The sequence below is a fragment of the Mucilaginibacter gynuensis genome, from assembly GCF_039541195.1.
Lineage (GTDB): Bacteria > Bacteroidota > Bacteroidia > Sphingobacteriales > Sphingobacteriaceae > Mucilaginibacter > Mucilaginibacter gynuensis.
Map to the genome: position 1 here is coordinate 16,063 of NZ_BAABFT010000030.1, position 14,612 is coordinate 30,674.

The window sequence follows — 14,612 nt, forward strand, 5'->3', positions numbered from 1 at the left end:
ATTTAGCGTAATTTGTAAAATGTACCTTGTTAAAACACCCTGGCTGTTAAAAAAGCTATACCCGCAATTAACGTGGGATGCCAAACCCAATGGCCGTTGTATTTATTTGACTTTTGACGACGGTCCTATACCCATTGTTACACCATTTGTACTAAATATTTTAAAAGAGTACAATGCGAAAGCCACTTTCTTTTGCATTGGCGATAATGTAGGCAAACATCCGGAGATTTTCGAGGAGGTAAAAAACGCCGGTCACGCTATAGGCAACCATACCTTTAACCACCTGAAAGGCTGGAAAACAGATGACATTATCTACCTGGATAATTTTTTACAAGCCAATAAACTTTTAGATACACCGCTGTTTAGGCCGCCTTACGGGCGCATAAAAAAATCGCAGGTGGCACTGCTTAAAAACGCGCGACCGGATATCAACATCATTATGTGGAATGTACTCAGCGGCGATTTCGATATGCTTTTGAGGCCGGAGGATTGCCTGAAAAACGTACTGAAACATACCGAAGAAAATTCCATTATAGTATTTCACGATAGTATAAAAGCCTTTAATCGGCTGGAGTACGTGCTGCCCAGGGCGATGGAGGTTTGGAGTAAGGAGGGGTATAGCTTTAATTCTCTTTGAGTGAAGCAAGAGTAAAGATTTAGGAATCAGGAAAAATAAAACCATCGAGTAGTTGATTTAACCACAAAGAGCACGAAGGTTTCACGGAGTTACACAGAGAATTGAGACCTCTCTTTACACATACTTCCACCCGAACCACAAACCTCGAACCTGAACACTCCCTCGCCCCGAACCTGACATTTTGATTATGTTATTCAACTACAGGTTGGGTATCTTTGTGAATAATTAAATAATAACGCCATGTCTATCAGCTCTAACGACGAACTAACAGGAATGCAAAAAGTAAGCGAAGCGGTTGCTTTAACCCTTAAAGCTATGCGCGAGCATTGCCGTGTGGGTATGTCGGCAAAGGAGCTGGACGATTTTGGCGGTGATATGTTGGCTAAGTTGGGCGCGGTATCTGCACCAAAACTTACTTATGATTTCCCGGGACATACCTGTATCAGTGTAAATAATGAGGTTGCACATGGTATCCCGTCGGCTGATAAGATATTTCGTGAAGGAGATTTGGTGAACATCGATGTATCTGCCGAACTGGATGGCTTTTGGGCCGACAATGGCGGATCATTTGTATTGGGTGAAGACATTAACGGGCATACAGCTCTGGTTGATGCCTCTAAACAGATTTTACAAAAAGCATTGAGCCAGATAAAAGGCGGTGTTAAAATTGCCGATATTGGTAAACTGATAGAAACACAGGCGGCCAAACATGGCTTTAAGGTGATCAAGAACCTGGCCGGTCATGGTGTTGGGCGTAGCCTGCATGAGGCACCGCATGAGATACTGAATTGCTACGATAAATTCAACAAAACCCGTTTCCGCAAAAACTCGGTAGTGGCAATTGAAACTTTTATCTCTACCCAATCAACCTACGCTAACGAAGGTGCCGATACCTGGGGACTAATCGGCAACAAAGGCGGTTACGTAGCGCAGCACGAGCATACTATTTTAGTAACCGATGGCGAGCCGGTAATACTCACTAAAAATAACGGTATCTGGGATTTTTAAGTTAGCGTAATAAACCACAAAGGCCACAGAGCGAAAACCACAAAGCACACAAAGGCCTTACCATTTTATTAAAAATCTCTGTGTAACTCCGTGCAAAACTTCGTGCACTTTGTGGTTAAAATAAATAGAAGCCTCAATCCATACAACGCTCTCTTAAAACAAAAAAGCCCTTCCGCATTCGCGGAAAGGCCTCACATAATAAATATTAAAATCGAATAACTTAAGCCGGCTCTACTTGTAAGCTTTCGCCGGTTACTGTTTGTTTTATTTTGGTTTCCAGTTCTTCCATCAGTTCCGGGTTATCCAGTATCAGTTGTTTAACCGCATCACGACCCTGACCTAAGCGGGTATCGCCATAGCTAAACCATGAACCTGCTTTTTTAATGATGTTATATTCAACACCCAGGTCAATGATCTCGCCCGATTTTGAAATACCTTCACCAAACATGATATCAAATTCAGCAATACGGAACGGAGGCGCAACTTTGTTTTTTACGATCTTCACCTTAACACGGTTACCTGAAACTTCATCACTGTCTTTAATTTGTGATATACGGCGTACATCCAAACGTACTGATGCGTAAAATTTAAGGGCGTTACCACCGGTAGTGGTTTCGGGGTTACCGAACATTACACCAATTTTATCGCGCAGCTGGTTGATGAAAATACAGCAACATCCTGTTTTGCTGATGGTACCGGTTAGCTTACGTAAAGCCTGCGACATTAAACGGGCTTGTAAACCCATTTTAGAATCGCCCATTTCACCTTCAATTTCGGCCTTAGGCACCAGTGCGGCAACAGAGTCGATCACCAGGATATCGATAGCTCCCGAGCGGATCAGATTATCGGCAATTTCAAGCGCCTGCTCACCGTTATCCGGTTGTGATATCAGCAGGTTCTCTACATCAACACCTAATTTTTTGGCATAAAATTTATCAAAAGCATGCTCCGCGTCAATGAATGCGGCAATGCCACCTTTCTTTTGCGCTTCGGCAATGGCATGGATAGCCAGGGTTGTTTTACCCGACGATTCCGGGCCGTATATTTCAATAACACGGCCTTTAGGTAAACCGCCCACACCCAAAGCAATATCCAAACCGATAGAACCGGTAGGTATAACTTCGGTAGGTTCCACTACACTGTCGCCCAGTTTCATGATGGTTCCTTTTCCGTATGATTTTTCCAGCTTATCTAATGTAAGCTGTAGTGCCTTCAATTTATCTGCGTTACTCATGGTATAAATATCTGTAACAAATATAAAAACTTATTTATCAATTACTAAAAAAATTAGTAATTATTTTTTTCTTGAAAAAAATCTGTCATTCTGAACATAGTGAAGAATCTTCTTCGCTTTAAAGATCGCCGACAGATGCTTCGTACCTCAGCATGACAGTTAGTGAGAAATACAGGTCTGCAACTTTTACTAAGTAAACATACCTAACTCCATATCATCAATCAACCATCATTTATCAACACTGCGCTTGCTTAGCTCTTTGTGCAGGGTAGTTTGGGCTTTCTTCTTTTTCGCATCTTTGGCTTTTTTAAGTTTGAGGGCTTCGGCTTTCAGCAGGGCGGTCTCGGTATTATTGCGTTCGTAGTAGCGGCAAAACCAGGTAAGCGCGCAAACATCGCACTTGGGCGATCTTGCCACACATATATAACGGCCATGCAATATCAGCCAGTGATGGGCTACCCCCAGCAAATCTTGCGGCAGGTATTTTGTTAGTTCTTTTTCAACGGCGAGCGGCGTGGTGGCATTAGTGGTAAGCCCTATCCGGTTAGATACCCTGAAAACGTGGGTATCTACCGCGATGGCCGGGGCATCATATATCACCGAGGCAATTACGTTAGCGGTTTTTCGGCCTACACCGGGCAGCTTTTGCAGCTCGTCTACTTCGGCGGGTACTACACTGTTAAAATCGTGCACGAGCATTTTACCCATTCCGGCCAGGTGTTTGGCTTTATTGTTAGGATAACTTACGCTGCGTATGTAAGTAAATATTTCGTCGGGGTTTGATGCGGCCAGGCTTTCAGCATCCGGAAAACGTTCGAAAAGTGCCGGGGTTACCTGGTTAATGCGCTTATCAGTACATTGGGCCGATAGTATAACTGCCACCAGTAACTGGTAGGGCGAATTATAATGAAGTTCGGTAACGGGGTTGGGCTGATTTTTAGAAAAGTATTCAACAAAATGCCGGTAGCGTTCTTTCTTTAGCATGCAGCAAAGATATAAGTAGATAGCGGTTAAGAGCGAAACCCGCGCCTGATTTTATAGCAGGCCGTTTACTACAATGCAAATAGTACATTGCCATGATTTGTAGAAACAGCTAATGGGTCATAGTTCGCGGGCATTCGTATCGGTATTTTCAATCTAATCTGATACCAAACTGATGTTACCAATTCCTGCGAACTATGATCCATCAACTAAAATACCTTATCATCAGCTTAGCGAAGACTCTTAGAGTAATCCAGTATGTGATGAATGGTTTGCAGCTTTGGCTTCTTCTCCAGAAGAGCCATGTCAGTGCGGAGGGAATGATAAAATATCAGTTCGTCCGCATCCAGATTTTCTGTCGCGTTTTTCTCCTTCACTATCATATTATTAGTGACTGCAAATAAGTTTTTTGTAGAGGTTTCTCCCATAAGCGTTTTTTAATAAATTATACGAAACTATAACGCACCGGGTTTAGAATTATTTTATAGAAAGATGAAAATTTGATGAAATTTTTTGTTTGAGTATAATAACGGGTGGGGCAATTTAATTATAAGGTATTTTATTACCCTATATGACACATAAAAACGCCGTTATAATTTTACCAAACGGGCTTTATATGCATATAAACGCATTTTTAGGCAACTGATTGTGGTAATATTATAACGGCGTGTAATATATTTATTACGCTGCGCGAATCCTCTTTACATCAGCAAGATACCGCGCTTACGGCTCTTACATGAAATTAATTTTTCAGGCTAAGCTCTTTGCTCTGCATCATTTTGCGCAGGTTGTTGAGCGCGTAACGCATACGGCCCAGCGCGGTGTTGATGCTTACATCAGTAATGTCGGCAATTTCCTTAAAGCTCATATCGCCAAAGTGACGCATAATCAATACTTCTTTTTGCTCTGACGGCAATAGCTGAATAAGCGATTTAAGGTCTTTATGGGTTTGCTCGCGCACCATGCGGTCCTCGGTACTCTCATCATAGTTGCCCAGCACATCAAAAATATCAAAGTCGTCGCCATTACTTACCATAGGCGCACGCTTTTCGCGGCGAAAATGGTCAATAACCAGGTTATGGGCAATACGTGTAACCCAAGGTAAAAACTTACCTTCTTCGTTGTATTTGCCGGCTTTAAGGGTATTGATAACTTTTATAAAGGTGTCCTGAAATATATCTTCGGCAAGGTATTCATCTTTAACCAGCAGGTATATGGACGTGTAAATTTTGGTTTGATAACGGCGTATAAGTTCTACCAGCCCCGCTTCATCACCCGAGATATAAAGATGGATTAGATCCTGATCACTTTGCAATTTAAAATCCATAGAATGACTTGTACTTAAATTAAGTTCGTTAAAATGTTAAGTAAAGTTTCTACTCTATAGGATTTTCTTTAGGGGTGAAGAAATTTGTTTATTTCAAATAAAACAAAAATTACAATAAAATGCAAATTTAATTGTTTGACTATATAACTGTAATTACGTTTAACGTAAAGATAAAGTTTTTTCGGATATAATTAAAAGCTATTTATCAGCCTGTATTTACAACTTTTTTACGCGTTTTAAAATCAAAAGGTTTTGCCCGTTTTGGCTATAGCCTGTAACGTTGTTTTGGTACAAATTCACCAGCCTATCGTAATACAATATTACCACCGGCGATTGCTGCATCACCAGGTTATCCATACGCCTGTACAAAGCATAACGGGCCTCTTCATCCTTCACATTATAGGTCTGCTCAAACAGCGCGTCGAAAGCTTTATTGTTAAAACCTGTATAATTGGGGCCGAAAGGTATTTTGTTTTTTGAGTAGAATAGCGACAGATAGTTTTCACCATCGGGATAATCGGCCACCCACGAACCACGGAAAAAGTTCACCCCATTTTTGGCGATCAACTCGCGCAAACTGGCGCCTTGTGTTACCTCTACCCGGGTTTTTATGTTCACCCGCTCCAGCTGGCCTTGTATGTATTCTATCAAATCGCGGTAGGTAGTGGTAGTGTTCAGCACAATTTCGGGCAGGTTGCGGCCATTAGGGAAACCGGCTTCGGCCAGTAATCGCCGTGCTTTTTCAGGATCATAGCTGTAGCCTTTCACCTGTGCTGCATCAAAGCCCGGCATTCCTTCGGGGATAAAGCCCGCATAACCAGGTGTGCCAATACTATTGCGCAGGTATTTAACCATCTTCTTTTTATCGATAGCGTAATTAATGGCCTGCCGTATTTTCAGCACTTTTAGCGGGGAATGTTTTACGATGCCGAGGTTGCTATCCACCAATACCCCCAGGTACTCGGTATTTAAATACGGCCTGATGCTGATGGTAAACTTGCCCCGGTATTTCTTGGTGAGCTTGCCGCCCTTGGTAAGTATATCATCGCGGTAGCTGCCATCAATACCGTTAAAATAGTCAAGTTTCTTTTTAATAAACTCCATAAAGGCGGTTTGCTTATCGCTGATGAAAGTGGTTTTAACAGCATCCAGATATGGCAACGGCCTGCCTGCGCTGTCCTTTTCCCAATAATGCTCGTTCTTTAACAGCACCATTACCTCCTGCTCTTTCCAGTATTTAAATTTGAAAGGACCGGTACCTACCGGATGGCTCCTGAAATCTTTTCCATAATGATCAACCACCTCATGCGGTACTACCGAGCCATATTGCGCCGTGAGTAGACTTAAGAGCGGCGGGAAAGGCTGTTTCAGCTGAATGCGGAATGTAGTATCATCTACAGCGATGAATGCCCCCTTGCCCTTTACCTTGTCGCTAAATATCCACGAACCCGATGAAGCTACCTTTGAGTCGATCAGCCTGCCGAAGCTATACACAAAATCTGCCGCTACACATCTGCGGCCTTTCCCTCCCTTAAACTGTGCATCATCATGAAAATACACATCGTTACGCAGGTGAAAGGTGTACTGCTTGCCGTCAGCACTGATATCCCAGCTTTTGGCTATGCAGGGTACTGTCTTTAGGCTATCGTTAATTTGCACCAGTCCGTTATACAACTGGTTATCCATTGATAGCGCGTTCTTGTTACGGGCAAAAGCAGGATCGAGCGAGGTAAGGCCTTCTTCGAGGTTGAGGCTAAACACGGTTTTACCATCCGTTGAGCTACCCTGATGGCATGAAGTAAATGCTATTGCATTAATAGTTAAATATAAAAAGCACAGCAGCCACTTGTTCATTAGCTAAATATAGTTAAGCATTTTTGAAGATAATGTCATTTTGTGAGTGTAGGTGAGCAGAAGATTTAACCACAAAGTACACAGAGGTTTCCACGGAGTTACACAGAGATTTTTAAATAAGAGAGACCAGTTCAGGGTTTGAGATACAAAACAACAGTCGCTACGGCTACAGCCGGGTGACGACTATTACGCGGCCTCCAGCCGCTGTACATCATGTTTTTTGTAAGCTGAAAGCTTACCCCATGCGTAAGTCACGAGTTACGCTATGCTAAACTCGCGATAGCAGGAATTGTTGTTCGCTATGCTGAGTTAAACGCGACGTGATTGCTTCATTCTTCGCAATGACAAAAGGATTAAACCACGAACCTGAAGCCTCGAACCACGAAGCTCAAACCTACTCACAACTTACAACACACAACCTACAACCCTATTAAGAGTACCTTTCTTTCAAAAACTTACCGGTGTATGATTTCTTTTCTTTTATCAGGTCTTCGGGCAGGCCTTCAAATACTACGTTGCCGCCTTTGTCGCCGCCTTCGGGGCCGATGTCTATTACCCAGTCGGCACATTTAATTACGTCCATATTGTGCTCGATAACAATAATGGTATTACCGTGCTCTAACAACGCGTCGAACGATTTCAGCAGTTTTTTAATATCGGCAAAATGCAGCCCGGTGGTTGGCTCGTCAAATATGAATAGTGTTTTGTGGGTGTTATTCCCTTTCACCAGGAAGGATGCCAGCTTGATCCGCTGCGCTTCACCACCCGACAGCGTATTTGAAGATTGCCCCAGCTGTACATAACCCAAGCCTACATCAACCAATGGTTTTATTTTAGCAAGGATCTTTGGTTCTTTAGCGAAAAATTCCAGCGCCTCATCAATGGTAAGGTTCAGTATTTCAGATACATTCTTTTCATTGTAAACCACATCCAGAATGTGCTGTTTAAAACGCTTGCCGCCGCAGGTTTCGCAGGTTAAAAAGATATCGGCCATAAACTGCATCTCTATCTTTACTTCCCCCTCACCCTGGCAAACATCACAACGACCGCCCTCTACGTTGAACGAAAAGGCTGATGGTTTTAAACCCGAAGCTTTAGCAGCAGGCTGCGCGGCAAACAGGTTACGGATCTCGTCCCAGGCCTTTACATAAGTCACCGGGTTTGAGCGCGACGAACGCCCTATCGGGTTTTGATCAACCAGTTCTACCTGCTCAATTTTATTGAAGTCGCCATCAATACTATCGTACAAGCCTGTTTGCTCGCCGTTATAGTTGCCCAGTGTTTTTTGCAGGGCAGGCGCCAGTATGCGTTTCACCAAACTGGTTTTACCCGAACCTGATACCCCTGTAACCACGGTAAGCACCCCTAACGGGAACTTAGCGGTAACATGGCGCAGGTTATTTTCGCGGGCGCCTTTTATTTCTATAAAGTCGTTCCATTTACGGCGGGTGGCGGGTATGGCAATTTCTTGCCTGCCGCTTAAATAAGCACCGGTTAGGCTTTTGTCATCCTTTATAATTTCATCATAAGTACCCGAAAACACCAGCTGACCGCCATGCGTACCTGCTTCGGGACCGATGTCAATAATATGGTCGGCGGCTTTCATTACCTCTTCTTCGTGCTCTACCACCAATACGGTATTGCCCACGTCGCGCAATGATTTCAATACACTGATCAACCGTTGGGTATCACGCGGGTGCAAGCCAATGCTCGGTTCATCCAACACGTAAACAGACCCCACCAAACTACTGCCTAATGAAGTAGCCAGGTTGATACGCTGCGATTCACCGCCCGACAAAGTGTTCGACAAGCGATTAAGCGTTAAATAGCTCAAGCCTACATCGTTCAAAAAGTTGAGGCGATTGGTAATTTCCATCAACAGGCGCTTACCAATCTTGGCATCGTTCTCTGATAATTGCAGTCCGTTAAAAAACTCGAAGGCTTTATCTAAAGGCATCAGCACCACATCGGTAATTGATTTGGCGTTTATTTTCACATATGATGCATCCTGCCTTAAGCGGCTTCCCTTACATTCGGGGCAGGTAGTTTTTCCGCGGTAGCGGGATAGCAGCACCCTGTATTGTATCTTATAGGTTTGCTCCTCCATTTCCTTAAAAAAGGCATCCAACCCACGGAAATATTTGTTACCCGTCCACAGCAATCGCTGCTGCTTTTCGGTCAGCTGGTTGTACTGGCGGTGTATCGGAAAGTCAAATTGCAGCGCGCTTTTCACCAGGGCGTCGTTCCACTCGCGCATTTTTTCGCCGCGCCAGGGGGCAATGGCGCCCTCGTATATGGTTTTACTTTTATCGGGTATTACCAAATCTTCATCAATACCAATTACCTTACCATAACCTTCGCATTTTTTGCAGGCGCCGTAAGGGTTGTTAAAGCTGAAAAAGTTGGGCGTAGGTTCTTCAAAACGGATACCGTCCAGCTCAAAGCGGTCGCAAAAGAAACGTTCGGTTTCTTCAGCGGCTTCGGGCTCCTGGTAGCGCACAAAACTATCGCCCTTACCTTCAAAAAAGGCGGTTTGGATACTATCGCCCAGACGACTTACCGTTTCATCTTCTTCATTTTTGGTAACACGGTCAATCACTATACGTACCTGTGTTTTATTCTGAATGGTTTTCTTATTGTTTTTGCCCGATGAACCTTCGCCGTCGTCAATTACCCATGAGGCATCAGAAGTAATGGTTTCATCTTCCAGCAGGGCTTCAATACGGGTCAGCTTGCCGTTGTATTCCACACGTACAAAACCCTTTTGTAATAGTACCGCCAGCTCTTCTTTCAGGCTACGGTTATTATGCGGGTGCAGCGGGCAAAGTATGGTTACCTGCGTATCGTTGGGCAGCGTCATAATAAAATTGATCACGTCAGTTACACTATCCTTTTTCACCAAACCACCCGATACCGGCGATATGGTTTTGCCGATGCGCGAAAAAAGCAGCTTCAAGTAATCGTATATCTCGGTTGAAGTACCCACAGTTGAACGCGGGTTAGAGGTGATCACCTTTTGCTCAATGGCTATGGCCGGGGCTATCCCTTTAATATAATCAACATCGGGCTTGTTCATACGGCCCAAAAACTGGCGCGCGTACGATGAAAGGCTCTCTACATAACGGCGCTGACCTTCGGCATATAGGGTATCGAAAGCCAACGACGACTTGCCCGAACCCGACATACCGGTTACCACTACCAGTTTGTTTTTAGGAATGGCTACATCAATATTTTTAAGATTGTGTACCCTTGCCCCTTTTATTATAATATGTTTTTGCGCGTCTTTTTCAGCTTCGTTGATCATTGGTATCCTTTGGTATTTCCACGGCAACTCGTTTACAAGCCATGGTTAAATTGCTATCGCCCGCGGCTATTAACCACCGGCTCAATAAGAAAGTGCAAAAATCCTAAAATGTTTAGCAAAATGCAAGTAATGCGCAGATTTAGTTTTAACTATGACGGATGCGTGAAAAGCGTAGCGGAATAACCATACTTATCTTGCAAAAAAGCACATCTCAATAAACATACATGCTGTTATTGAGCAAACTAAGATCGCAACTATCATAAATTATGCTACCTGCGGTTGCTCAGGTTCCGCGTTTTTGCGGTATGCGATGATGAGCATGATAGCGCCTGCGGTTACGCACATATCGGCCACGTTGAATATACCGGTACGGATGCCCAGTATCCCCATATTCATAAAATCGGTAACGTGCCTGTCGTATAGCAGCCTGTCGATAATATTACCCAGGCCGCCCGAAATAACCAGCGACAAAGCGATCAGTTTAAGGCTGTCGAGCTTTTTGATATTGTAAAAGGTATAACCTATCATTACCAGCATAAACAGCAGCGGCAATATGCTCAGCAATATAAAGCTGTAAGGCTGCGGCAGGTTATCGCCCAGGCTAAGCGCGGCACCGGTATTCTCCACATACTCCAGCCTGAAAAAATTATTGAGGTATGATTTCGGAGCTTCAAATTGCAGGTGTTCTTTCGCCAGGTTTTTGGTTACCCTATCGCAACTGATGAATGCGAAGGCGGTAAGTACAAATACGGCTATCTTAATGCTTTTCTTCATGATTATCTTAACCTATCGGCCGAGCGCACCAGTTTTTCATCGCGCTGTATTGATTTTAACGCGAAAATAACCAATATAATACTTACCGAACTCAGGAATAAACCGATACCCATATTGCTGGTATTGATCTCCAAAGCGCCTTCAGATACTCCCTTTACCGTTTGCGCCATCCAAAAGCTATAGCCTATAATAACCAATATAGCGCTGTAGCATAAGGCTATTTGCTGTTTGCGTTTTTTATAAAAGAAAATGATAAGCGTTGGCAATATGGCCACCACGGCGGTTAATATTTTAATGGCGATAAACTCGATGCTGTATACCTTGCCTTCGGCCATTTCCTGGTAAACACCTTGTACGTTGATGCTTGATATTACCCCGTTAAGGTTTACATTATGCACCAGCGGAAAAAGGTACAGGGCGAATAACACCAAGGTGGCTAAAAAAAGATAAATAGATTGTATGCGTTGTATCATGTTGTTTTAAATATTTATATCGCCCGGCAGCTTAATCCGGTGATTATTTATCCACCGTTTGCCCTGCGTTTACGGGCAAAGATAAGTGAATGCCTTTGAAATAAATATGCCGCGTGTCAGGATTTTTTATAGCCGTGCCACAAGCCATAAACATAGGCCGCGGTTTATTAACTTTGCACCGTGGTAAACGCGAAACGTTATTTTATTGAACTGGCTTATGATGGTACGCATTACCATGGCTGGCAGGTACAGCCCAACGCCGTAACCGTGCAGGAACTGGTGAACAAAGCCCTCAGCACATTGCTGCGTTGCCCCATAGAAACAATTGGCTGCGGCCGTACCGATACAGGGGTGCACGCAACGCAGTTTTATCTGCATGTAACCCCCCAGCCCCCTGAAGGGGGAGCCAATGCTTTTGAAAACTCCTCCTTCAGGGGGTTGGGGGGGCTTAACGCCCTACTGCCTTACGATATCGCTATAAAAAATATAATCGAGGTGGCCGATGACGCGCACGCGCGTTTTGATGCTACCTTGCGCTCTTATGAGTATCATATTCATTTTAATAAAGATCCATTTAAGCATGGTTATTCGTGGTTGCTGCGCGATGTGCCCGATTTGGATTTGATGAACCGTGCCGCGGCTATTATTATGGAGTATACCGATTTTAGCTGCTTCAGCAAATCAAATACCCAAACCATGACCAATAATTGCAAAATAAGTCGTGCCGAATGGATAATGAAAGATGATGGCAGCATTGTTTTCCATATTTCGGCCGACAGGTTTTTACGCAATATGGTACGGGCTATAGTGGGCACATTAATAATGGTAGGCAAAGGCGACATACCGCCCGAAGCCGTACGCGGTATAATTGAAAGCAAAAACCGCAGCAAAGCAGGTACATCGGTACCGGCCTGCGGTTTATATTTAACAGAGGTAAGGTATCCGTACCCCCTAACCCCCTGAAGGGGGAACAAGTAATTCAATGAGTTATTATAAAAACATATTTTTACAAAAAGCTCCCCCTTTAGGGGGCTGGGGGGTAACATGGCAGAAGTAACCGGAAAAGCGCTTGATTGGAAATTGCTGGGCAGGGTAATGCATTACGTAAAGCCTTATAATAAAACCTTTATTATAGGTATGCTGCTTACCGTTTTTTTGGCGGTGATTGTGTTGGTGCAACCTATCCTGATAGAAAAAACACTGGATAACCACATCATGACCGGCGATTATGACGGACTGGTTTTTATGGTGATGCTGATGATTGGCCAGTTACTGGTGCAAACAGTAGCGCAATATTACCAAACCTATTTAACCAACGCGCTGGGGCAATCTGTTATCCGCGACTTGCGGATTGATGTGTTTAATCACATTACCGATCTGCGTTTGAAATATTTCGACCGGACACCTATCGGCATGCTTATTACCCGTACCGTATCTGACCTGGAAACTATTGCCGATATCTTTGCCGAAGGTTTAATCTCCATTATGGGCGATATGCTGGTTTTGGTAGCCATCATCGCCTATATGCTGCATGAGGACTGGAAACTGGCCTTGATCACCCTGATACCGATGCCTTTTTTACTGGCAGCTACCTTTGTGTTTAAAGAGGCTATCAAATCGGCCTTTCAGGAAGTGCGTACACAGGTAGCGCAACTGAACACCTTTTTGCAGGAACATATTTCGGGCATCAGCATTATACAGTACTTCGCCCGCGAAGATCAGGAGTTCCGTAAGTTTCGTAATGTAAACCAAAAACACCGCGATGCCCACATCCGCTCAAACTGGTCGTACTCGATATTTTTTCCGGTAGTGGAAATTCTGTTCGCCGTTTGTATAGGTCTGCTGGTATGGTATGGCTGCAAACGTATCCTTACGGATGAAGAGCTCAGCGCTTTTTCGGCCAATCCGAAAGGGGTAACCGCGGGTACTATCATCGCTTTTATTACCCTGCTCAACTTATTGTTTCGCCCCATAAGGCAACTGGCCGATAAATTCAACACCCTGCAAATGGGCATGGTGGGTGCCGACAGGATCTTCAAGGTATTAGACACCAACGAAATTGCCGAAAACAATGGCGAACTAAAACCCGCCACATTAGACGGCGATATTTTATTCGAGAACGTTTGGTTTGCTTATAATGATGAGAACTGGGTGTTGAAGGATATCAGCTTCCATGTAAAACCGGGCGAAACGCTGGCTTTGGTTGGCGCTACAGGCGCGGGCAAATCATCAACCATTAATATCCTCAACCGTTTTTACGAGATCAGCAAGGGCAGCGTAAAGGTTGACGGGCATAACATCAAAGATTACGAGGTAAGTTACCTGCGATCGAAAATCGCTACCGTTATACAGGATGTATTTTTGTTTAGCGATACTATTGCCAACAACATCAGCCTCAATAACGACAGCATTACCCGCGAGCAGATCATCGCGGCAGCAAAAGATGTAGGCGCGCACGATTTTATTGAACGCCTGCCCGGAGGTTATGATTATAACGTAATGGAACGCGGGGCTACCCTATCAGCCGGCCAGGCGCAGCTTATATCCTTTATCCGCGCGCTGGTTTATAATCCCGCCATATTGGTACTGGACGAGGCCACCTCATCGGTAGATACCGAAACCGAAATACTGATACAAAACGCTATCGATAAGCTGATGCAGGGTCGCACTGCGGTTGTTATCGCCCACCGCCTCTCTACCATACAAGGCGCCGACCGCATCATCGTACTCGACCATGGCGAAATAAAAGAATCAGGCACCCATCAGGAATTATTGAAAATTGAAAACGGCTATTATCGTAAACTGTACGATCTGCAATTAAACTCAACGGGGATAGCGAGGTAGTTTCGAGAGTTAGGAATTAAGAGTTAAGATTTACCATTAGGCAAAAAAGCGTCATTGCTGTAAGGGTTATGTAATTCGGTAACAGAATTAGCTTTTATTTTTTGTTGTTTAGGGAGGCCATATCGATAGGTTTTTTACCATTAATACCTTGATGAGGTCTTTCCCAATTATAATAA

Annotated in this window: 12 protein-coding genes; 4 read left to right on the plus strand and 8 right to left on the minus strand. The window is 44.0% G+C overall.

What is annotated here, in order from left to right:
- The first annotated feature begins 19 nt into the window (after nt 1-19).
- Both ABD894_RS27495 and map read left to right on the plus strand, forming a co-directional pair.
- The gene (locus tag ABD894_RS27495; RefSeq protein WP_345214317.1) at nt 20-637 is read left to right on the plus strand and encodes a polysaccharide deacetylase family protein; all 618 of its coding nucleotides are present in this window, start codon (nt 20-22) and stop codon (nt 635-637) included.
- Between the two features lie 240 nt (nt 638-877).
- The gene (gene map / locus ABD894_RS27500; RefSeq protein ID WP_345214318.1) at nt 878-1,645 is read left to right on the plus strand and encodes a type I methionyl aminopeptidase; all 768 of its coding nucleotides are present in this window, start codon (nt 878-880) and stop codon (nt 1,643-1,645) included.
- A gap of 220 nt (nt 1,646-1,865) precedes the next feature.
- Here map and recA read toward each other — a convergent pair whose 3' ends face one another.
- From recA to ABD894_RS27540, 8 genes are all read right to left on the minus strand, one after another.
- Entirely contained in the window at nt 1,866-2,879 is a 1,014-nt protein-coding gene (recA, locus tag ABD894_RS27505) for a recombinase RecA (RefSeq protein ID WP_345214319.1), read from the minus strand.
- 228 nt (nt 2,880-3,107) lie between these two features.
- Nucleotides 3,108-3,863 (minus strand): endonuclease III, encoded by a 756-nt coding sequence (gene nth, locus ABD894_RS27510; protein WP_345214320.1) that lies wholly within the window; start codon nt 3,861-3,863, stop codon nt 3,108-3,110.
- Between the two features lie 227 nt (nt 3,864-4,090).
- Nucleotides 4,091-4,288 (minus strand): hypothetical protein, encoded by a 198-nt coding sequence (locus ABD894_RS27515; RefSeq protein WP_345214321.1) that lies wholly within the window; start codon nt 4,286-4,288, stop codon nt 4,091-4,093.
- Nucleotides 4,289-4,602: 314 nt separating this feature from the next.
- The gene (locus ABD894_RS27520) at nt 4,603-5,187 is read right to left on the minus strand and encodes an RNA polymerase sigma factor (protein ID WP_345214322.1); all 585 of its coding nucleotides are present in this window, start codon (nt 5,185-5,187) and stop codon (nt 4,603-4,605) included.
- A gap of 216 nt (nt 5,188-5,403) precedes the next feature.
- Entirely contained in the window at nt 5,404-7,041 is a 1,638-nt protein-coding gene (locus ABD894_RS27525) for an ABC transporter substrate-binding protein (protein ID WP_345214323.1), read from the minus strand.
- Between the two features lie 430 nt (nt 7,042-7,471).
- Nucleotides 7,472-10,345 (minus strand): excinuclease ABC subunit UvrA, encoded by a 2,874-nt coding sequence (gene uvrA / locus ABD894_RS27530; protein ID WP_345214324.1) that lies wholly within the window; start codon nt 10,343-10,345, stop codon nt 7,472-7,474.
- A gap of 264 nt (nt 10,346-10,609) precedes the next feature.
- Nucleotides 10,610-11,119, minus strand: coding sequence for a signal peptidase II (lspA, locus tag ABD894_RS27535; protein WP_345214325.1), 510 nt, complete (start codon nt 11,117-11,119; stop codon nt 10,610-10,612).
- Between the two features lie 2 nt (nt 11,120-11,121).
- Nucleotides 11,122-11,592 (minus strand): DUF4293 domain-containing protein, encoded by a 471-nt coding sequence (locus ABD894_RS27540; RefSeq protein ID WP_345214326.1) that lies wholly within the window; start codon nt 11,590-11,592, stop codon nt 11,122-11,124.
- 180 nt (nt 11,593-11,772) lie between these two features.
- Between ABD894_RS27540 and truA the strand changes: the two genes are divergently transcribed.
- Nucleotides 11,773-12,555, plus strand: coding sequence for a tRNA pseudouridine(38-40) synthase TruA (gene truA, locus ABD894_RS27545; protein WP_345214327.1), 783 nt, complete (start codon nt 11,773-11,775; stop codon nt 12,553-12,555).
- Nucleotides 12,556-12,636: 81 nt separating this feature from the next.
- Nucleotides 12,637-14,436, plus strand: a complete 1,800-nt coding sequence (locus ABD894_RS27550; RefSeq protein ID WP_345214328.1) for an ABC transporter ATP-binding protein — start codon at nt 12,637-12,639, stop codon at nt 14,434-14,436.
- Nucleotides 14,437-14,612 lie beyond the last annotated feature (176 nt).